The sequence below is a fragment of the Paraglaciecola marina genome (assembly GCF_004360155.1).
GTDB lineage: Bacteria > Pseudomonadota > Gammaproteobacteria > Enterobacterales > Alteromonadaceae > Paraglaciecola > Paraglaciecola marina.
This window is the reverse complement of the sequence record NZ_SAIS01000001.1, coordinates 296,186-317,877: the sequence shown is the minus strand read 5'-3', so window position 1 is coordinate 317,877 and position 21,692 is coordinate 296,186. Positions and strand designations below refer to the sequence as shown.

18 protein-coding genes are annotated in these 21,692 nt (G+C 39.8%); 8 read left to right on the top strand and 10 right to left on the bottom strand.

What is annotated here, in order from left to right:
- Positions 1–282 precede the first annotated feature (282 nt).
- Together EOK74_RS07535 and gshA are read right to left on the bottom strand one after the other, a co-directional pair.
- Positions 283–927, bottom strand: coding sequence for a transglycosylase SLT domain-containing protein (locus EOK74_RS07535; protein WP_205964546.1), 645 nt, complete (start codon positions 925–927; stop codon positions 283–285).
- A 93-nt stretch (positions 928–1,020) separates the two neighbouring features.
- A complete protein-coding gene (gene gshA / locus EOK74_RS07530) occupies positions 1,021–2,604 on the bottom strand; it encodes a glutamate--cysteine ligase (protein ID WP_133469370.1) in 1,584 nt (527 codons plus the stop codon).
- A 365-nt stretch (positions 2,605–2,969) separates the two neighbouring features.
- On the opposite strand from gshA, the gene EOK74_RS07525 reads away from it, so the two are divergent.
- Genes EOK74_RS07525 through EOK74_RS07515 form a run of 3 tightly spaced genes read left to right on the top strand, consistent with a single transcriptional unit; the run spans position 2,970 to position 5,141 of the window.
- A complete protein-coding gene (locus EOK74_RS07525) occupies positions 2,970–3,515 on the top strand; it encodes an Hpt domain-containing protein (RefSeq protein WP_133469369.1) in 546 nt (181 codons plus the stop codon).
- 22 nt (positions 3,516–3,537) lie between these two features.
- Positions 3,538–4,239: a TIGR01621 family pseudouridine synthase gene (locus EOK74_RS07520; protein WP_133469368.1), complete on the top strand. Its 702-nt coding sequence runs from the start codon at positions 3,538–3,540 to the stop codon at positions 4,237–4,239.
- A gap of 2 nt (positions 4,240–4,241) precedes the next feature.
- Positions 4,242–5,141: a ketopantoate reductase family protein gene (locus EOK74_RS07515; protein WP_239024043.1), complete on the top strand. Its 900-nt coding sequence runs from the start codon at positions 4,242–4,244 to the stop codon at positions 5,139–5,141.
- A 107-nt stretch (positions 5,142–5,248) separates the two neighbouring features.
- Here the strand turns inward: EOK74_RS07515 and EOK74_RS07510 are convergent, their stop codons facing one another.
- Positions 5,249–8,332, bottom strand: a complete 3,084-nt coding sequence (locus tag EOK74_RS07510; RefSeq protein ID WP_133469367.1) for a glycoside hydrolase family 9 protein — start codon at positions 8,330–8,332, stop codon at positions 5,249–5,251.
- Between the two features lie 935 nt (positions 8,333–9,267).
- Here EOK74_RS07510 and EOK74_RS07505 point away from each other — a divergent pair.
- The 5 genes from EOK74_RS07505 to EOK74_RS07485 all read left to right on the top strand — a co-directional run bounded on the left by EOK74_RS07505 (position 9,268) and on the right by EOK74_RS07485 (position 15,980).
- Entirely contained in the window at positions 9,268–11,418 is a 2,151-nt protein-coding gene (locus EOK74_RS07505; protein WP_239024042.1) for a cellulase family glycosylhydrolase, read from the top strand.
- Between the two features lie 145 nt (positions 11,419–11,563).
- On the top strand, positions 11,564–13,225 hold the full coding sequence (locus tag EOK74_RS07500; protein WP_133469365.1) for a lytic polysaccharide monooxygenase: 1,662 nt from the start codon (positions 11,564–11,566) through the stop codon (positions 13,223–13,225).
- Between the two features lie 364 nt (positions 13,226–13,589).
- A complete protein-coding gene (locus EOK74_RS07495) occupies positions 13,590–13,772 on the top strand; it encodes a ketopantoate reductase family protein (protein ID WP_133469364.1) in 183 nt (60 codons plus the stop codon).
- A gap of 256 nt (positions 13,773–14,028) precedes the next feature.
- Complete coding sequence (locus tag EOK74_RS07490) at positions 14,029–14,658, top strand: YiaD family glycine zipper/OmpA-like lipoprotein (RefSeq protein ID WP_133469363.1); 630 nt, start codon at positions 14,029–14,031, stop codon at positions 14,656–14,658.
- A gap of 89 nt (positions 14,659–14,747) precedes the next feature.
- Positions 14,748–15,980, top strand: coding sequence for a PQQ-dependent sugar dehydrogenase (locus EOK74_RS07485; protein WP_166638731.1), 1,233 nt, complete (start codon positions 14,748–14,750; stop codon positions 15,978–15,980).
- Between the two features lie 121 nt (positions 15,981–16,101).
- Here the strand turns inward: EOK74_RS07485 and EOK74_RS07480 are convergent, their stop codons facing one another.
- The 7 genes from EOK74_RS07480 to EOK74_RS07455 all read right to left on the bottom strand — a co-directional run bounded on the left by EOK74_RS07480 (position 16,102) and on the right by EOK74_RS07455 (position 21,682).
- Positions 16,102–17,067 (bottom strand): acyl-CoA desaturase, encoded by a 966-nt coding sequence (locus EOK74_RS07480; RefSeq protein WP_133469361.1) that lies wholly within the window; start codon positions 17,065–17,067, stop codon positions 16,102–16,104.
- An 86-nt stretch (positions 17,068–17,153) separates the two neighbouring features.
- The gene (locus EOK74_RS20820) at positions 17,154–17,330 is read right to left on the bottom strand and encodes a hypothetical protein (RefSeq protein ID WP_166638730.1); all 177 of its coding nucleotides are present in this window, start codon (positions 17,328–17,330) and stop codon (positions 17,154–17,156) included.
- 416 nt (positions 17,331–17,746) lie between these two features.
- On the bottom strand, positions 17,747–18,607 hold the full coding sequence (rluB, locus tag EOK74_RS07475; protein ID WP_133469360.1) for a 23S rRNA pseudouridine(2605) synthase RluB: 861 nt from the start codon (positions 18,605–18,607) through the stop codon (positions 17,747–17,749).
- Positions 18,607–19,278, bottom strand: a complete 672-nt coding sequence (gene scpB / locus EOK74_RS07470; RefSeq protein ID WP_133469359.1) for an SMC-Scp complex subunit ScpB — start codon at positions 19,276–19,278, stop codon at positions 18,607–18,609. Before scpB ends, rluB begins: the two co-directional genes overlap by 1 nt.
- Entirely contained in the window at positions 19,271–20,137 is an 867-nt protein-coding gene (locus EOK74_RS07465; protein ID WP_133469358.1) for a segregation and condensation protein A, read from the bottom strand. The genes scpB and EOK74_RS07465 overlap by 8 nt, the downstream gene beginning before the upstream one ends.
- 14 nt (positions 20,138–20,151) lie before the next feature.
- A complete protein-coding gene (locus EOK74_RS07460) occupies positions 20,152–20,772 on the bottom strand; it encodes an L-threonylcarbamoyladenylate synthase (RefSeq protein ID WP_133469357.1) in 621 nt (206 codons plus the stop codon).
- 55 nt (positions 20,773–20,827) lie between these two features.
- Positions 20,828–21,682, bottom strand: coding sequence for a PHP domain-containing protein (locus EOK74_RS07455; RefSeq protein WP_133469356.1), 855 nt, complete (start codon positions 21,680–21,682; stop codon positions 20,828–20,830).
- Positions 21,683–21,692: the final 10 nt, after the last annotated feature.

The following is a 21,692-nucleotide window of genomic DNA, read 5'->3' as shown; positions in this document are numbered from 1 at the left end:
ATTCGCCATGAACAGATTATCCACTTAACAATCAGGTACAAGTTTAAGAGTATTACCTGAACCACTCCCGACTTTATCTTAACTTATATTTTACAAAGTTATATAAACCAACACATAGGTATATTTTCAGGTCGCAATTCACACAAACAGCTTGAATTTCAAACCAAACTTATTGTTGCAGTATGGGCTAACTAAGGAAAAACAATCAATTTACATATTTTCTTAACTTTACATCTATAAATGGAATTTGAACAATGCGCGGCACCCTATATCCAACTTAAGTTAATCAAACAACCCCCAAAACCATCCTCTAGATAACTCTTCTTCACAGGTTTTAAGTTGTGTGGCGTACCTCAATGATCTAGCCTCCACTGTTTTAGCAACTTTCTTTAACCAAGGCTTGCTATTGTAACTCCCCCTTTTATAGCCACCCCAGCCTTCGTGATAATTCAAATATTGTAATTCAGCATCCCATTTTGAGATTCCATTCATTTTATGAGTTTTTGTAATGAACCACCCCATAAAATCCATAGCGTCATCAAAGTCAGTTCTATCAGCCCAAGAGTTTTTTGTCTCCCGTTTATAGTCAGACCAGGTAGGTGTTTTAGCTTGAGAGTAACCATAAGCTGAGCTAACTCTCCCCCAAGGTATTAAGCCAAAAAAAATGTAATCTTTGGGTGGTCGGGCTTTGGCTTTAAATGAACTTTCCTGATACATCATAGACATAGGCACGTGGATAGGAACCCCCCACTTTTTATTCATATCCGCAGCAACATCATACCAATCTCGCTTTTCAAAAAAGATCTCACAAATATTACTTATATTTTTAGGAGGGGTATTGGCACATCCATTCAAAAATAAAACAATCAGAAAAAAGCTCATTCCGTTTTTTAACAATAAAATTTTTTTGGTGAACTTTTGTATCATCGTCTACTCTTAATTAACGTGTTTTTATTATTGTGTGTTTCCCTAGTAGTGACTTTAAGCCTGACATTAGTCAGGCTTTTTTTTTCGCCAAATTTATTTATCAGAAAAATAACTTACTAGAAAATCATCAAAAGACACTTGTTCCTGCTGTTCTATTACTCGCTGTTTTTCTATTGACAATGCCGCATGTGTAGCTAAATCTTCGGCATTCATAAACTCGTAATCCGAGCTAATCAACTCACTTTTAAAAGACTCTGCTAAGCTTAAACCTAAGTTTCCATTATCGATATTTTCATTTATTAGATGTTCTAGGATACGAGCCGATGGTGTTAACCTTGGATCCAGTATCTTTTGTTTTTCAGCTGCTAATGCCAAGGAATAATCTTGGGTATCATTTGCTTGATCTAAAATATTGGCGATTTCTTGCATTTCAGAAAATAGCTGCAATGCCCAAGTTTTCATTTCAACTGGCTCTGAAGCATTAGTTAGTCTTAGTTTGGGGTCACGGCCTCGCTCAACTACCGCATTTAAGTTTACTTCTGTTTCATGATATTCATCTGAATTCATGAAACTACTAGGCTTAACTAAACAATAAAGTAAGAACACATCTAAAAAATAAAATTGATTACGCTCTATCCCTATGGCTGAAAACGGATTAACGTCTAGTGCTCTAACTTCAATATAACTGACGCCTCTTTCATCCAATGCATCGGTTGGTTTTTCCAACGAACGAGTAGGTTGCTTGGGCCTAATAGGAGAATAAAGCTCATTTTCAATCTGTAATACATTGCTATTAAGTTGCTGGTATTTTCCATCTTTTTTACCCGCAAACATCTCATAGTTTTCAGAAGGCTGATTGATTGCTGCCCGTAATGAAGCTATATAGCTATCTACTTTGTTGTAGCAAATATTCAACCCTGATTGAGCACTATTGGTATAACCTAAGTCACTCATTCTAAGAGAGGTAGCATAAGGTAAATAGTAAGTACCTTTACCTAATGTTTTGAATGGTAAACCCGTTTCTTTACCTTTGATAAACGAACGACATAAAGCAGGTGAAGCCCCATATAAATAGGGAATTACCCAACAAAATCGTCGATAATTCCGTATTAGCCCAAAGTAAGCTGAAGAAATAGAGTCTTTATCTGCTTTTACATTAGAGTCATCAGCCAGCCATTTCCCCCAAAACTCATCAGGCAAGGAGAAATTAAAGTGCACTCCTGATATAGCTTGCATCATACTGCCATAGCGGTTTTTTAATCCAACCCGATACAAACTCTTCATTTTGCCAACATTAGACGTTCCATAATTAGCAATAGGAATAGCTTCTTGGTTCTCAATAAAACAAGGCATGCTCATCGGCCATAAGCGCTCTTCGCCAATGTTTGTCATTACAAACTTGTGAACATCTTTCAATTGGCCAATTGTTTTATCAATAGACGTTTCTGGGGGGGTGATAAATTCTAACAATGACTCAGAAAAGTCCGTTGTTATAAACTCATGGGTTAAAGCAGCACCTAAGGATTCTTGGTGTGGTGTTTGTGCAAGGCCTCCATTTGGGTTAATACGCAAGGTTTCTCGCTCTACCCCATGTTTTATACCCGTCAAAGTCTTCATGATTGACGGATTCTGTAAAGTTGCTAAACGCGCAGAAAAAGATGTTTCATTTACTTGCAAAATAATATCCAATATAAAAATGTATGGGCTCTATAACCTGATTATTAAACTATTATAAAGTTCTTATCACGATCGAAAGCCCATCTAGGCCCTAAGTTCGTAGGCGATAATAATTAACACCTTATTCTTAATTACTAAAGAACGTGTTTCTTGAGTTTTGATTCCAACTATTTTGTTAGTCTACCCTCAGATGACAGATAAAGTAACCAGAGACTAATGCAATAATATTCACATAAATAATTATTAAACATACCAATGATAATCAAAAGAAAGTTATATTTTAGATAAAAATCATTATCAATTGCCTATTAATCTCCTGTGCCAAACTGCTAAGATTACTTACCAATAAAAACAAAGAGTAACAAATGGACGCTAATACACATATTTTCAATAGTGAATTTGCACTTCGTCAATTTAACGGTAGTTGCCCATTACTCATAAAAATTCTAAATAAATTTGTGCTGGAATACCTTAACTTTAATGAAAAGTTTACTGAACTCATGCTGCAGGGAGACACTGACACCTTACAAAGAGATATACATACTTTGAAAGGAATTAGTGGCAATTTAGGTATGGAGGCATTACACCATGCTTCAAAAGAATTTGAACCTAAATTAACGGTAAACTTAGAAGAGCGATTAATAGTTGAATATTTAGAGCTACTTAGTACCACGTTAACCACAGTTACAGGTTTCATTTCTAATAGCAATGACACTCCAGAAGCAAAGCCTGCAATCGAATCTGACAGTAAACAAGTGTTGATTACCGCATTAAAACGCAATGAGTTTATTTCTGAAGTCAAAATGCAAAAATTTATGCAAAAACTAGATTTGGCGCCAGATGTAAAAAACGCATTAAAAAATTCAATTGATGATTTTGACTACGCTCGCGCATTGCAGCTGCTTCAATAACAAATAGAAAAGAGTGTGCGCCGTGCCCGCCAAGATTCAAGTTTTATATGACCACTTTGACTTTATCGTGATAAACAAACCGCCCCATCTAGCGGTTCAAAACGAAATATCTCAACAAGGTATTTTACCACTTATTTGTAAGCAACTTAATATTGAAAAACTATGGCTAGTTCATCGTTTAGATAAAGTTACCTCTGGTATTCTGATACTGGCAAAAACGGCTAAAGCAGCGGCTATATTTGGGACGCTTTTCGAGCAGAAAAAAATCGCGAAATATTACCTAGCTTTAGCCACTAAAAAGCCAAAAAAGAAACAAGGCACAATAAAAGGCGGCATGAAAAAAGTTAGAGATGGCAAGTGGATCCTTGACAATAGTAAAACTCAACAAGCTGCCACCCAGTTTTTCAGTTTTTCTGTGTCGCCAAGTCTACGCTTGTACTTAATTAAACCTCTCACCGGAAAAACTCATCAAATAAGAGTCGCATTAAAAAGCCTAGGTGCTCCTATTTTAGGAGATAAGCTCTATGGTGGACAGATTTCAGATAGAACTTATCTACACGCTTATGGGATTCAGTTTGTGTATCAAGATACACCTATATCGATAATGTGCCCACCATCAGAAGGTGAAAATTTCACGCAGGTCGAAACTCAAATTATAATAGAAACCCACAAGCAACCTTGGTCATTGAATTGGCCAAAGTCTGCAATGAACTCCTTAAGTTAATAGTGAGTACAGCAACACTTAAAATTGCGATTTTAGGCAAAGGGGCAATAGGTAGCCTAATTGCTTATTCATGCCACCAACAAAAACTTGATTACCAACTTCTGTTAAAAACCTCAATAGCTATTACCCTAGATATTGAAACTATTAACGGAGACAAAGCGCTTATCAATCCGCATACCTCGGATATAAAAAGCGCATCAGACTTTGACGTTGTAGTTTTACCTATAAAGGCGTACCAAGTGCTCGGCGCGCTACAACAACTTAGTAAAAAAATTAAACCTAAGCACACCTTAGTTTTATTGCATAACGGCATGGGCACAATTGAACAAGTAAAAGCACTCTACCCTATCAACCCTATAATTGCTGGCACCACCAGTTATGGTGCGTATAAGCCCACTGAAACAAGTGTAAAAGCAACAGGCTTAGGTGAAACCCACCTTGGTTGGATTACAAAACCTGATGACAATGCCAGCTTAATAGAATCAAGCGTGTCTAAGTTACTCCCCCCAAATACTTGGCATCAAGATATTCGGCTAGCGTTATGGAGCAAACTCACCATCAACTCAGTGATAAACCCACTCACAGCCATCAACGATATAAAGAATGGCGAGTTAGCAGACAAGAAATATCAGCAAGATATCCAAGCTATTTGCTCAGAAGTCGCTCAGGTAATGAATGCAGTTGGTTACGCTACCAGCACTGAAGCGCTGCAGCAAAATGTAATGAAAGTCATTAAGGCTACCGCTAATAATTACTCATCAATGCATCAAGACATAAGCTTTAAACGTAAGAGTGAAATAGAATTTATAAACGGCTATGTAGGTAAAAAAAGTCAAGAGCTAAACATCTCAACTCCAAAAAATCAGGAGCTTTTTACGAAAATTAAAGAGTTAGAAGGTTAGCTCATTTAACAATAGAGTTTGACTATGATTTTATAGCCAAATAAAAAGCCTGTGAACTCTATAGAAGTCACAGGCTTTAATGTGTTGAAGTTAAAATAATTTAATTATTAGTCACAAACATCACCCACTACTACAGGAATAGAAGCCGCTTGGTCTGTTGGTTTACTCCCCTGGATACCAAACTCTACATATTCACCAGGGTTGATTTGACTATTCCAAGCCAGTGGTGTCGCTATATAAGGGTTAGCACCTGTTACAACTGCATTCCAGCCACTTGTGCGAACAGTGCCCGCAGCGTATTCCCAAGATACCTGCCAAGAATCAATTACTTCTGTTGAGTTATTAGAGATTCGAATGTTAGCCACAAAACCAGTATTCCATTCATTGCTAAGAATATATTCGCAATTGGCACTGGCTATTGGCTCTAAAACAGTAACAGTTTCTGTTGCCGTATCTGTATCGATACCATCACTCACCATTAAGCTAACTGTATATGCACCTTCAGCAATGAAGGTGTGACTGATCATGTTGCCTGTCGCGACATTTCCTCCGCCAAAGTCCCAACTACAAGTTAGGGCATCATCATCTGGATCGGTTGACAACCCACAATCAAAGTTAACGGTTAAGCCACTTACAGAAGAGGAGATAACGGCCGTCGGCACACCATTAATTGGCTTTTCAATTGCGCTCAAGCTCAAACTATCAGATGCGGTTGTTGCTTCGCCATTTTCATCTAAGGCTATGACTTCAACTAAAAAACTTTGAGCGGTAGTAGGCGCAATAACTATTACCGATGCACTTGTGGTGCTTGCGACCACTTCAGTACCTTCAACTAACACGCTTACCCCAGCGGCATTGCTATAGTTAAATGATAATGCAAACTCTTCACCTACATATACCTCAGTATTATCGCTAGGAGTGGTAATCACTACACTAGGTACAAGTGGCTCTGCAACTGTCACAGCAATGGTGGCAGCACTAGACTCTGCCCCCACATTATCTGTTGCTGTGTAACTAAAACTATCGGTACCATAAAAGTTATCATCTGGCGTATAAGTTCTGAAATCACCAGCACCACTTATGCTGCCATTAGACGGAGAAGACACAGTATAAAATGCAATACTCCCGTCGCTATCAGTACCAGTTAACTCTATATCCACAGAAGTTTCAAAGGCAGTCAAAGTAGTAAGATTATCCACAGTTGGCGCGCAATTGATGCCTGAATCCCCACCGCATGATGCGCTTGGCTCTTCTCCCCACACTAATTCATTGCCCTCATATACAGCGATTGCTGAACTAACAGCGAAAGCACTTGTATAATCTGCCCAAGAAGGATCATCTGAGTTATCCCAATCAGCATCATCATTAGTATTAGGCAGACTCAATCTAAACTGCACTTCTTTTTTAGAGTCTGATTGACCACCGGGGAATATATCAACTCCCTCAAAAGATACTTCAGTGTAATAAATATTATCGCTGGCATCACCCCAAGCTTGCAGCTGCGATATGCTGCTTGCTTGTGTATAAGCGGCAGATACAGTGACATCACTGACGCTATATCCTTTTTCCATTTCGCTTGTTAAATCAACCCAGTAACGGAACTTAAGATCACTACCATTACGAGCAGGCCAAGCAGAGTGATTATAAATATTTGTGCCAATTTCAACATATCGAGGACCTTCAGAGTTTACCTTGGCTTCTACGTAAAACTCTAAGTCACGTACTTCAGCAACCGGAAATAGACTGTCATCAATAGGGTCGCCACCAAAATCTAAGTAAAGCCGAGCAAGTGCAGACGTAAAACCGGCGTTATAGTCAGTTGCTACCTCGTTAGAAATGTAGTCACCTCGGTCGTCAACATAAATATCACCAGCACTAGGCCCACCAACTAAGGCACCCACTAACAAGTGACGGCTTTCAACTGGCTCATCTAAACTATCAGCCCAACTACCATGAGCGGTACGATGGTGAGGGTTTTTAGGCCCATTTTCACTCATGCCAATTTGATAAATGATCCCATTTGGATTATCACCCATTATGTATTCAATCTGGCTTACAGCAAAATTATAATAAGTGCTAACACGGCTATTTGTAGCGTCTTCACCAGCCAAATAATCAGAATAAATCAAAGCAATAAACGATGTGTTCGCGGTATAGCGTAAAGCTCCCCACTGATCGAGTCGAGCAAGTCCACCAGCAGTGTATTCTATTTTTTCACCGTTATAACCATCGGTCCAATAGTCCAGCCAACGCTCTGCATCCTCTTTATATTGGGCTTCGTTTGTTAGCTGGGCCATTAGCACATAACTACCGTAGCTTTTATCATCCCAGGCATGGGTCCATTTATAAGATTTAGTGCCAGTTTGCGCTTCTGTGCCCAGGTTAGCGTAATCTGCTTTAGCTGCATCTAAATAACTTTGATTGCCCGTAGCTTTATACAGCCAAGCAGCTGACCATACCAACTCATCAGCGTAACCACTCCAAGAGTTATAAAATGCAGATGCGTCAGTTATACAATCACTGTATTTACCTTGATAGGTCTTGGCAAAGGTATATAACTCTTCAGAGTGAGTAAGTAACGTACTCGCATAGGCGCTGTCCGAAGACTCAAACACCATAGCAATCGCCGCTAAAGCGGCAGCCGTTTCACCTGCTAAATCTGATCCTGGGCACGTTGTTGTTATCGCATAGGAAGGCCGAGTAGAGGCGGCTCGTGAGGTAAGGTGCATCACTTCAGCAGGTCCCCACCATGAGTGGTCGGCACTACCTGAGCCTACTTGACCATACAAGACATTTGGTTCTGGATGGGCTGCGATAAAATAATCAGCAACAAAACGCAGATTATTTTTGATATGTACTAATTGGCCAGTCTGAGAGTAAGCTTCAGGGTTTTCTATAACCCCCCATGCCAACATAGTAGCCGAAGCCGCCATAGGAAAACCGAACTTAACGTGATCACCAGCATCAAACCAACCACCAGATAGATCTTCACCAACATCTGTACCATCTTCCAATGTAGAATCTCCGCGCCACTCGACGCGATTCCAATCAGGTAATACACCTGCTTGCTGAGCCTCATAAAAGTAAATAGATTTTTGCAATGCCTCACCATAATTTACGTCTACGGCGTTGGCGCTAAAAACACTGAGCGTACTTAATAATACGCCTCCTATTTTTGTAAACTTTATCATACGAAAAATCCTAATTAGCTAAGAAATAAAAAATTTCGGAACATTGGTGGTCAACATTTAAATTAACCACGCTTAGTTCTAAAACAAACAATTTACGGGTTAACCTTTTATTTTAACGGCCCTTCAACTTACCCAAAAATAAGAAACTACGACCCCTAACTTCTAGTAGTCAAAAAATAAATTAAGCCAATGAACACTGAATTCAGGTAGTGAAGTATGTGATCTACATATGTACTAATTTACGTGAAGCTTGCACAAAATAACCAAAACTCTGTTTCACATAACAAATGGCCTTACCATCTTACCCATAAGCAATACACTTTAAGCTTCCTCTTTTTGAGAATCCGTTTACCCACCAAATTTAAGGGTAATTTAATTACACTTAAATTAAAATCCCACCTATACTAAAAAACATATTAGTCACATTTAATTAACTTTAAATGTAAACGATTACACTACTATTTAATGGACGGATTCGTCAACAACAAACGGTAAAAAATATATCCACAAAAAAGTATAGAATGGTATATAAATTGCTCTTTGCAGTTTGATATAAGTGGTAAAGCTAAGACATGAAATTTACGTTCACAATGCAAAATAAAAGCAAAAACAAAACCTAAGACCCTGTTAAATAAGGATTTTAGTCTATAAAACTTATTCCTTTTACTAGGTGGCATTGTTTTTACATTATTACAGGTCTGTTTTATTCAAGTCGAAACCCAATTTGGATGTGTCTCGATTTAGAATCACTTAGATTAATTCAATAGAAAATAAAAACGGACAAAAAACCAAACAATACACTCACTGAATTGTTAATAGAAAACGAATATTTACAAGCAAACCTTATATTAGCCAGAATCAAAAGCTTTTACTTGCTTCGGCTATTGAAAACGTATTTTTCAAATGTATTTTTAACAAAGTAAAGGATGTATAAAATGAAAAAAATTGCCGCTGCAATCTCTATTATAGCTATGAGCTCTTCTCTTTCAGCAAGTGCTCAAGAAGCACTTTCAGGGGATGATTGGCTTCATACTCAAGGTAACCAAGTTGTCGACAAAGACGGTAATCCTGTATGGCTAACAGGTGCAAACTGGTTTGGTTTTAACGCAACCGAACGTACCTTTCATGGCCTATGGTCAGTAAATTTAGAAACTACCTTACAGTCAATTGCCGATCGCGGAATAAACATTCTACGAGTGCCTATTTCGACGGAGTTATTATGGGAATGGAGCAATGGCCAATTTAGCACCCCTAACGTCAATACGTCTACCAACCCAAACTTAATAGGCTTGAATAACCTCGAGGTATTTGACCGCTTTATCGAGGTATCTAAAAGCATTGGATTAAAAGTAATGCTAGATGTACATAGTGCTGAAGCTGACAACTCTGGGCATATATACCCTCTTTGGTACAAAGATACTATTACCACTGAAATTTTCTATGAATCATGGGAGTGGGTAACTCAGAGGTATGTAAATGACGACACCATAATTGCTATGGATATTCAAAACGAACCTCATGGTCAACCTTGGTCAGGTCAAGATTTTGCAAAGTGGGACGATTCTACCGACATCAACAACTTCAAATACGCCTGCGAAACTGCATCTAATCGCATTTTAGCCATTAACCCTAACTTATTGGTGTTATGTGAAGGGATTGAGTCATTCCCAATCGATAACATCACTTGGACTTCTACTGATTCAGATGACTATCACAGTAATTGGTGGGGCGGCAACCTCCGCGGCGTCATAGACTATCCAATTGATTTAGGTGCAAACCAAGACCAGCTCATCTACTCACCCCATGATTACGGCCCTTTAGTTTTTGCACAAGATTGGTTTTACGCTGGGTTTGACAAAGACTCTTTGTACAACGATGTATGGAAAGACAACTGGATGTTCATTCACGAACAAGGTATCTCACCACTTTTAATTGGCGAATGGGGTGGTTTTATGGATGGTGCAGACAACGAAAAGTGGATGTTTGCTTTACGTGACTTAATCGTAGAGCATCAATTACACCACACATTTTGGGTAGTTAATCCTAACTCGGGTGACACCGGAGGCTTGCTCAACAATGATTGGACGACATGGGACGAAGATAAATATGCCCTCTTGAAACCAGCCCTGTGGCAGGATAGTGACAACAAATTTGTTGGCCTTGACCATCAAATACCCTTGGGTAGCTCAGCGACAGGTACCACAGTTAGCGAATATTACGGCGACATAACCATCACGCCAAGTACAGCTATTACATCTCCATCAGCTAACAGCGAAGTAATCCAAGGCGATGACTTTACAATAGCTTACAATCTTAGCAACCTAGCAGGTGTAAATATTTACCTTAACGAAACGCTTGTAGGAGCTGACCAAAGTTCCGGCTCTTTAGCCTTAACCGCCCCAATTGAGTTAGGTGAATTCACGGTAAGCATTATTGGCTTAGACGCTGGAGGGGCCGAAACCGACATTCAAGATCAAGTGACCTTACTGTCAGTAGAGGAAGATATGGTGCCATCTGCGACTATATCAATAACTTCACCTGCCAATGCAAGCAGCTTTGCACCATCAGAAGACATTACCGTCACCGTTGATTATGACAATGCCGGTGGTTTTGCTTGGCAATTTGATGGCCAATCAGGTGTAGTACTTGACGCTGCACTAGTGCAGTTATCCGCTCCGAGTATTGAAGGCACCTACCCACTAGAAGTAACAGCTTTGGACGAAGCACAAAACCCATTAGATGCTTCTGAATCAATCAACATTGTTGTAACACCAATCACAGCTAGTGACGAGTTAACTTGCGATATAGGCAGCGCTAATACTTGGTCTACAGGTTACGTGTTAGGCGAAATCACATTAACCAATAATGGCTCAGAAACAGTTTCAAGCTGGAGCGCTACATTAACTCTAGGTGGAGACGCATTACTAAGCAATGGCTGGAACGCTAACTTCACCACTCAAGACGACAGCATAGTCGCGTCTAATATGCCCTATAACAACACTATAGGCCCAGGTCAAAGCGTAACATTTGGCATGCAAGCAACATACAGCGGTACCTTTGTGCAGCCAAGTTGTACAGCAAACTAGTTAACTTAAAGAGTAAGGTGCGGGCAGGATCCCGCACCCGTATTACTTTAAAGGATTAATCCTCATATAAAATACTACACATAATGAACAACCTTGAATAATTGTTATTCAAGGCTGTTCCACAAACTAAAGGTTGAGAATTGTTATGAATACAAAACCCTCACAACATAGGAACACTATAGCTCTAATCACAGCATACTTAGCGCTATCGATTTTATCCCCATCTTTACTAGCCCATGGCTTGATGGAAAGTCCAGCGTCTAGGAACCAAATCTGTGGCGTGTTAACCAAGCCAGATCAAGCAGCAAATGGCACAGGCTTAAACAACGAAACATGTTTACAAGCATTTGCTGACGACTTCAACGGGGGTTACAGCTTCATGAGCGTATTAACCCACGCAGAAGGACGCAAAGTTGTCACGCCACTGACTAATAATGTCTGTGGTTTTGATTCAGAAACTTGGCAAGGTGGTGCAACCCCTTGGGATAAAGCCATAGATTGGCCAACCAACACCATGCAATCGGGTACCAATGAAATTGTATGGAATATCAGCTGGGGCCCGCACTTTGATGACAGTGAAGAGTTCGTTTACTACATCACCAAAGAAGACTTTGTGTTTGAAGTAGGTGTGCCACTCACTTGGGATGACTTTGAAGCCACTCCCTTTTGTGACTTAACATACGATGACTCAACACCTAACGCTAATCCTAACGTTGTACCAGACAAAGATAACACTTTGTTTTATACATACTGCGACGTGCCAGAAAGAACCGGCCGCCACGTTATTTATGGAGAATGGGGACGGAATCTCTACACCTATGAACGTTTTCATGGCTGTATTGACGCACAATTTAGCGGAACAGTCATCGATAACAACGTCGTAGCCGATATTGTTGCAACTCCGGCTGTCACAACATTAATCGGCGCTGGTAATTTGGTTTTAGACGCCTCAGGGTCTACTGGGGATAACTTAAGCTATCAATGGAGCGTATCGAGCACCTCTGATACTGAATACGAACTAACTAACACAACATCAGCAACAGCGACATTAACGTATCCAGAGCCTAGTGTTGCTTCAACTATATCCTTGACGTTAACGGTAACTGATGGTGTTAATACTGACAGCGAAATATTGAGCCTAGAGCACCTTCCTGAAACCATAACAGCGACTTGGATTTTGAACAGCACGTTAACTGATTCACGTACTCTAGAAGTTGGCGACACCATTAGCTTAAGAGTGGTGGATACCAGCGGTGCAGATACCTATATACCAGCGACAGGAATAGAAATCGATAGCGCAAATAACGCTGCCGATGTTTGGCCTTATGAACTCGCACAAGCAGTTGGTACCAGTGGCGATGTTGCCATTGGAGTATTAAACGCAGAGGGCTCAGTTACTCCAGTAATAGATGCCACGGCTAACAATATATATACCCGTATTGGTGCAGAAGTATCAGGCGCATTTCTCAATATTGAAACCAATATAGTTAACCCTCCAGCCAGTGCTAATTGTGAATTTATTATCGACAATGAGTGGAACAATGGATACGTTGCTAATATCCGAATCACCAACAATGGCAACACTGTAATTGAAGGCTGGGAGGTAAATTGGACTATGATAGACAGTACGATAGACAACATATGGAATGCCAATTTGACTGCCGATACAACCAGTACTGCATCTAATCTAGGATGGAATAGTACAATTCAGCCAGGTCAATTCATTGAATTTGGATTTGGTGCTAGTAAAAATGTAGTCGATAACGCGGCTGCAGTGCCTATTGTTACAGGTAATGTTTGTAACTAATTTACTATACAAATACTTACTGAGGTCTAAATCATTCTTCGGCTCGGTAAAATAAAAAAAGCTGAGTCGTAAAATATCGCGACTCAGCTTTTTGTTTTTAAAATGCCACCCCGTAGTAGGCAACCTATCAACCTCTATATTTAAGGCAAAAGACTTACAAGAACCACCTCTGATCAACCAAAGTAGAATGGCACACTACAAGCTTCCAACATTTACTTGGCCTAATTGACTATCATCTTTGGTCGCATCCCATAAACGAAAGGACGTTATCCCTACTTACATTACGAACGAAAAGAGGGCTTGTTTCTTTAAGCGGTTGCCAAGAACCAAGAACCCAGTAGGTTAGGCTATCAGCAAAAAGGTAATGAAAGTCTTCAAGGCTACTGCTAATAATTACTCATCTATGCATCAAGACATAAACTTTAAACGTAAGAGTGAAATAGAATTTATAAACGGCTATGTAGGTAAAAAAAGTCAAGAGCTAAACATCTCAACTCCAAAAAATCAGGGGCTTTTTGTCAAAATTAAAGCGTTAGAAGCTGATTAGATCCCCCATTTTTTAAACCATGTTCATTACCAACTGGTACTAGCCCAGCACTCACACTAATAAGAAATTTCATACCTTTAGTAAAGATTACACATAATGTGTAAATACTGCTGTTCTCTTTCTAACTGCCCTGACCTTATCAAAGCCTAACCAATTGATTTCAGTAAAATAATTAATGCTCTTGATATTGATCTTTTTGGAATAGTTTGTGCTATCTCTTACAAGTCAATTTATTAAATGTTATTCAGGAGTAAACATGAAAAAGACAATCATCGCAGTGACACTATCTAGTTTAATTATTTCGGGTTGTGCATCAAATGCTAGTAATAGTCAAAAAGGAGCGAGTATAGGCGCAGTAATTGGCGCTTTAGCCGGTAAAGGCACTGGCGATAATGATAAAAGCCGTTATGTATGGGGAGCCGCCTTAGGAGCATTAGCAGGTGGTGCCATTGGTAATTACATGGATAACCAAGAAGAAGCATTTCGTGAAGAACTCGCTGGCAGTGGCGTAGAAGTGTACCGAGAAGGTGACAACATTAGATTATCTATACCCGGTAATATTACCTTTTCCACGGGCAGTGCAGCCATTGTAACTAACTTCTATCCTGTGCTAGAGAACGTTGCAAAAGTGCTAAATCGCTATGAGAAAACCAAGTTAAGCATCGAAGGCCACACAGACTCAGTAGGAGATGCAAACTACAATACTCAGTTATCTATACAAAGAGCTAATAGTGTTGCTAACTATCTACAAGGTACAGGGGTGGCGACGAATCGTTTACAAACCCTGGGGATGGGAGAGAGTCAACCTATAGCAAGTAATGATACCGCTCAAGGTCGTCAGCAAAATAGACGAGTAGAACTTCGTGTAATTCCACTACAAAGCTAAACCCAGATAAGCTCACATTTATGTGATCCATAGCCCCAAAACAAAGTGACTGGATGTCTATGGATTACACACTACCGTTAGTGAGACTAATGAAAAAGAAACGTCCTAATCGACACATTACCGGAGTGCTTAGGCCCAAAAATCCCCTTGAATTAGACTGTTCTAAGAGTAAGATTCTAGTTACTCTTTCCAATACTCATCCATCTGCCATGAAAATAACACTTCTTTTTATACTAATGCTCTCCTTTACAACCCAAGCTATCCAATTAAAAAAAATAGTAACCAATCTCGAACAGCCTGTAGATCTAAAATTTTTCCCTAATTCAAACAACGAATTATTGATTGCAAGTAAGAAAGGCAAGCTAACGTATACTCACCTACAACAGAATAAAAACTATTTGGTGCATGAATTTAATGTGAGAAGTGGCTCTGAAATGGGGTTGTTGGGTTTGGCTTTTCATCCAGATTATTCTCATCTCACCAATAAAGTGAACGATGATAAAAATGATTATTTATTTGTTAATTACTTCCCTAAAAAAGGAGAGCGTAAAACAAGAATTTCTCGCTTTTCACTAACCCAAACTAACCTAGGTTATCAGTTATTAAACGAAAAAATTATTCTAGAAATAAAGCAGCCATACAGTAATCATAACGGAGGCCAAATTGCATTTGGCCCAAATGGCTTCTTATATATTGGCATGGGTGATGGCGGCTCTGCTGGCGACCCTCAAGGGCATGGCCAAAATACTCAAACCTTATTAGGTAGCATGTTACGGATTGATATAAACACACCAATTGATGTTCCCTATTCCATTCCTAAAGACAACCCTTTTGTTAACGATTTAAACTTTAAACCAGAGATTTGGGCCTATGGCTTAAGAAATCCATGGCGCTATTCTTTTGCGAAAGACGTCTTAATTGTTGCCGACGTAGGTCAACATAAATATGAAGAAATTTCTATAATAGACAAAGGACAAAACTATGGATGGAATACAATGGAAGCAAGTCACTGTTATAAGCCTAAAACGCGATGTAACACTGAGCAGCTAATTTTACCTAAACTTGAATACGGACGCTCACAGGGCCAATCGATAACCGGAGGCTATGTATACCAGGGCAATATAAACGCAAAGCTCAAAAATCATTATATATATGCTGATTTTGTTTCTGGCAGTATCTGGGCTGCTAAGTACCCAGCCCTAACCTCTCCCATTAAATTGTTATCCGATCAAGGTAATATCTCAACGTTTGCACTAGATAATCAAGGAGAGCTTTATGTGGCAGGCTTTAGCAAAGGCATTATCTACCAAATTATACCTTAAAAAATACGATAGGTCGTTCCAATAGATTTGCAACGCCCCAATCAGAAGCAATAAAAAAATGGTTAAAATTAGTGACGCAGAAGCAAAACCACCTGTTTTTTTGTCCTGCTGAATTAGCATGTTAGCTGTCATTTCGTATGAATTTTGCAATCTCGCAGTCTTCAGGTACTCGTTCAACGCGATTATCTATACTATCAGAAAGCGCCACTAATTCTGAACGAACAGGTAGTTGCTTCGGCAACTTAATATTTTTAACTATTCTTAGATTATATAGAGCGTTTAGTACCCACCAACCAGGATCAGGTTCATCACAATACAAACCCAACATTGCTGAACCTGGATATGCGTGATGATTGTTATGCCATGCTTCTCCCATTGAAAGGAAGCCCGCAACTTTAATGTTGTGACCTTGTACTGCAGCTCCTTCAACTTCCCAAGTTTTATCGCCTTTATTATGGGCGAAGTAACCAATGAGCCAATGACCACCGACAGATATTACAATTCGTGCAGAAACGCCCCAAACTAACCAAGATATACCGCCAATAAGAAATAAGGGAATGGCTAAAACTAATTGTTGAAGCATCCATGTTTTTTCTATGAATTGATAAAATTTATTTAAGGATACCGATTTTTCTATATTAAATTCGGGAGGGTGTTTTAGTACAAGATCACAATTTAATTGCCACCATCCATCTTTTAGTATTTTTGAGCCATGCAATAAATAATCATGACACTGAGTTTGTCTTTGCGCCCAATCACGAAGGTCATGTTGAATCATCATTCCTATTGGGCCAGCCATGCCAACCAACACACCTAAATATACGAACAGATACTCCATCCATTTCGGACATTCATATGAGCGGTGGATAAGTAACCGATGCATTCCTAGAGAATGCCCAAAACATAACGTGATTGCAGTTAGGACTATAAAAACTAAAAATGCAGAAAGAGATAAGACAAATGGAGCAATTAAAATAGTTACTAAGAAATGAGTCAAAAACCAAATAGATTTAATTGGCTTCCATTTTACAACGCCACTAATAGCATTTTGTTCATCATTTGAATAAACTCTATCCGTATTGTGCATGACTACCCCAAAGCTGCTAATGCTTTGCATATGGGGATTTTAAGAGCGCTTTACCAGTGAGTAAAATTCCCTCAATAATGCATTTGTTAGGTGCCACTGGGTAATACAAAATCAACATTGTGCTTTTTGTGATACTCATTTATTTGTTCAACTATCTTAGCTACTTGTTCAAAAGACGCATTTCTTTCAAAATATAAAGAATACTTTCCTGTTGTTTCATAATAACTCGAAAAAGAGTACTCGGTATCGAATACTTCAATCATTACATCTTCAATATAGTCTCTATGTTCATAGTAAATTAGCTCAACACATGCTCCCCATTTAGGAGCTAGTGCTACCTTAATCTCTGAAAGAATTTATCGAAACTCCTCAAGCATGCTCGGCACCTAACAATATTTAAATCCGGAAAAGTTTCGTGTTTAAACACGGCTTTTCCCCTGCTTTCTACATGAGACTTTTTTTTAGCACATTATCTAACCTACTGTACAGGCTAGAGTTATTACCTCCTTACAAATAACGTGCTGGGGGAAAACGGAAAAGTACCAAGATCTTACTGTTATCCGCATTATTAGCTATCGCGGTTTACATGGATGGTGGAAGATAAGGTAATTAAGGGACAGTTACCGAGATTGCCGCGAGCAAAGCAAATGCTTTACTCTTACGAAAAGTAAAAGACCACTTATCCTCGTTTTTTATTAGCCTGCCTAACACGATGTTTTTTAACTGACCTACGCATACGGCTTAACTTAACATGGTCAAGCTTGTTATCAGCCTCGACTTTAATAAGGGTTTCTTTTTCTTCTGGTAGCTGCACACTTTTACGCAAAGTGTTTAAGTCAGGTAAAGGCAATTCGACCCATCCACCTTGAGGCAAGCGTTTTTTAAGCTCAAGCTCACCATAACGCACCCGAATAAGACGGCTAACCTGCAAACCTTGAGACTCCCAAAGTCTACGAACTTCACGGTTACGCCCTTCTGATAAACTCACGTTATACCAACTATTTTGGCTTTCTTCATCGCTGGGCTTTTTCACTATTTGAGTGAATTTGGCTTCACCGTCTTCTAGTTTTACGCCATCGGTTAAACGCTTTAACATCATGTCTTCTACTTCACCAAACACACGTACCGAGTACTCTCTTTCAACTTCGTGTTTAGGGTGCATTAAGCGATTGGCAAGTTCGCCATCATTGGTAAACAACAATAAGCCACTGGTATTGATATCTAAACGGCCTACAGCTATCCAACGGCCATTTTTAATATTAGGCAGGCGGTCAAATACTGTGGCTCGCCCTTCAGGATCTTTACGGCTACACAACTCCCCTTCTGGTTTGTTGTACATGAGCACGCGGCAAATTGGCGAGTTATTCACTGTATTAACTGGGTTACCATCAACGCGTATTTTATCTGTGGGCTCTACCCTATCGCCTAAGGTGGCTAACTTGCCATTTACCGAAGCACGGCCAGCTTCAATCCAACGCTCCATTTCACGGCGCGAACCTAAGCCAGCATTGGCTAGGACTTTTTGTAATTTATCACTCATTAATGTAATTGCTCTGGTTGTTCTGATCCATCCGACAAATCTTTTGCTGGGTCTTCAGAAGTTATTGGGGGCAACTCTTCAGTATTTGACTCTTCGGTCATGGTTAAGAGTTGCTTACGCTGTTCTTCGCTTTCTGGTGAAGCGATAAATTCGTCACTACTGGGTAACTCACTCAAACTTTTAAGTGAAAAATAATCCAGAAATTCTTTAGTGGTGGCATATAGGGATGGCCTACCGGGAACTTCCTTTCGACCTACCACTTTAATCCAACCTCGTTCACTTAAGGTTTTCATAATATGGCTACTAACAGACACGCCGCGCACGTCTTCGATTTCACCCCGGGTAATAGGCTGGCGATATGCGATTAACGACAGGGTTTCTAGGCTAGCTCTTGAGTATCGCGGCGCTTGTTCTTGCCACAACTTACTCAACCACGGGCTTAAACTATCCATAGATTGAAAGCGGTAACCCGTGGCGACTTCCACCAGCTGAATTCCTCTAGCTTGGTAATCAAGCTTGAGTTCGGCTAACACATCTTTAAGCATAGTTTTACTAACGGCTAAACCCTCTAAAACAGTTTGCTGTAAACGCTCTTGAGACAAAGGTTGTTCGGCTACAAATATGGCTGATTCAACCAGTTGTTTAAGTTGTACTCGGGATATTTTAGCCATGTTCACCTTCTTGTATTTGCCCTGAACCAGTACTGATTTTTACATGTATGTTGGCATAAGGCTCAGCTTGTACTAGGTCAATTAAGCTTTCTTTTGCTAATTCTAATATAGCCAAAAATGTCACCACTACACCCGCTTTGCCTTCGTTAGCGTAAAATAACTCATCAAACCCTGTGTAATGGTCTGAGGATATTTTTTCTAAAATAAAGCTCATGCGTTCACGGGTAGATAGGGTTTCTTTCTCTATTTGATGATGTTCAAAAGCCTCGGCCCGCTGCATGGCTGATTGAAAACCCAGTACCAACTCTTGCAAACTCACCTTTGGCAGTATTTTAACTGCCTCAATAGACTCTGCCGCCTTTGCGCTAGCTTTAAATAGATCTCGGTCTTGGCGAGGAATATTATCTAACTCTTGTGCTGCACCTTTTATTTTTTCGTATTCTTTTAAACGACGAATTAACTCAGCTCTTGGATCGTCTTCGTCGTCTTCTGCATCAGGCCTTTTGGGCAATAAAAGCCGTGATTTAACCTCAGCTAAAATAGCAGCCATCAATAAATATTCAGCAGCGAGTTCAAGCTTCAAATCTTTCATCAGCTCTACATATTCCATGTATTGCTGAGTAACTTGGTATACAGGTAAATTCACTATGTCGAACTTTTGCTTACGAATTAAGTACAGCAGCAAATCTAACGGCCCTTCAAATGCTTCTAAAATCAGCTCAAGGGCATCTGGCGGAATATATAAATCTTCCGGTTTTTCAACTAAGGCTTCGCCATTAATAAATGCAAGGGGCAAGGGCTGTTGAACAGGCTCATTTGCACCATCAGGGTTTGAAAATGAAGAGTTATCAGCAGACATAAATAAAAAGCGTCTTAAATGAAAGGCGCTAAATCACCACTACCTTCACGGATAATAGTGGTTTCGTCTTCAGATAAATCAATCACAGTGGTGGGTTGCTCCCCTAAAAATCCACCATGGATTATCAATCCCACTTGTTTTTCAAGCTCGTCTCGAATGTCATCTGGGTTTGATTCTGCAACTAATCTATCTGGCAAAATTAAGGTGGTAGACATCATGGGCTCTCCCAATTCTTCTAATAAAGCGAGGGCGATTTTATTATCGGGTACCCGAATACCTATGGTTCGACGTTTAGGGTTTTGTAACCGTTTGGGAACCTCTTTAGTCGCTTTAAGAATAAAGGTGTAAGGTCCTGGGGTATTATTTTTGATCATCCTAAATGCAGTATTATCGACTCGGGCATATTCCGAGAGTTCTGACATATCTCTGCACATAAGCGTGAAATTGTGATCTTTACCGATTTGACGAATACGACAAATTTGCTCTAGGGCAGCCTTATCATTCATATGGCATCCAATTGAATAGCCAGAATCCGTGGGGTACACCACCACAGCGCCTTGGTGTATTAGTTCACAAGATTGCTTGATCAGACGTGCTTGAGGATTATCTGGATGTATATAAAAAAACTGACTCATGGGTAACTCCTATTCTACTATCACAGCAGTATTGCTTAGTTGATAAACAGCCTAATTAGCTGGCCGCCTGTTGTTTATTTAACGCCCAATCATGCCATATTGGCACAAGGTGCTCGGGAAGCGAAAGGTTTTTGCCTAATTCGGTCCAACGATTCGGATAATGAAAATCAGAACCACTTGAAGCTTGTAAATTATGCTCTTCGGCAAGGCTAGTTAACAGCGCTTTTTTATCCCGTGAAAGATGGGAATGGGTCACTTCCATACCATCACCGCCACCTTGAGTGAAGTCTTCTACTAAGCGCCTTAACCATTTGCTTGTCATGTCATAGTGACCTGGGTGAGCTAGTACGGCTTTGCCTCCTGCGTCATGTATCCATTGAATAGCTTCTTGAATGCTTATCCACTGGGGTTTTACATGGGCTTTTTTACCTTTGCCTAAATACTTTTTAAATACGCTATCAAAATCTTTAACCACATTACGTTCAACTAATACTCGAGCAAAGTGAGCCCGTGTGAGCTGCCCTACTCCAGCTAATGTTTTGGCATCTTGCAATACATTATCTATGCCCACTTTAGCCAGTTTGTCTGACATTTTTTGAGCTCGTCTATCTCGCTCTTGGCTTTGGAGCTCTAAACGCTCTAAAAATTGTGGGTCAGTATGGTCAACATTTAATCCTAAAATATGAATATCAAAATTATGCCAAGAGGTAGAAATCTCTACACCGGGCAATATTTGCATCTCTCTTTTTTGTTGAGCTTGGTAATCAATAGCTTGGTTTATACCGTCAACTGTGTCGTGATCGGTAATCGCCAAAACGTTCACCTGCATGGTATGAGCACGGGTAATGAGCTCTTCTGGGGAGAGTTTACCGTCAGAATAATGAGTGTGGCTATGCAGGTCGATTTTCATGGAGTGATTA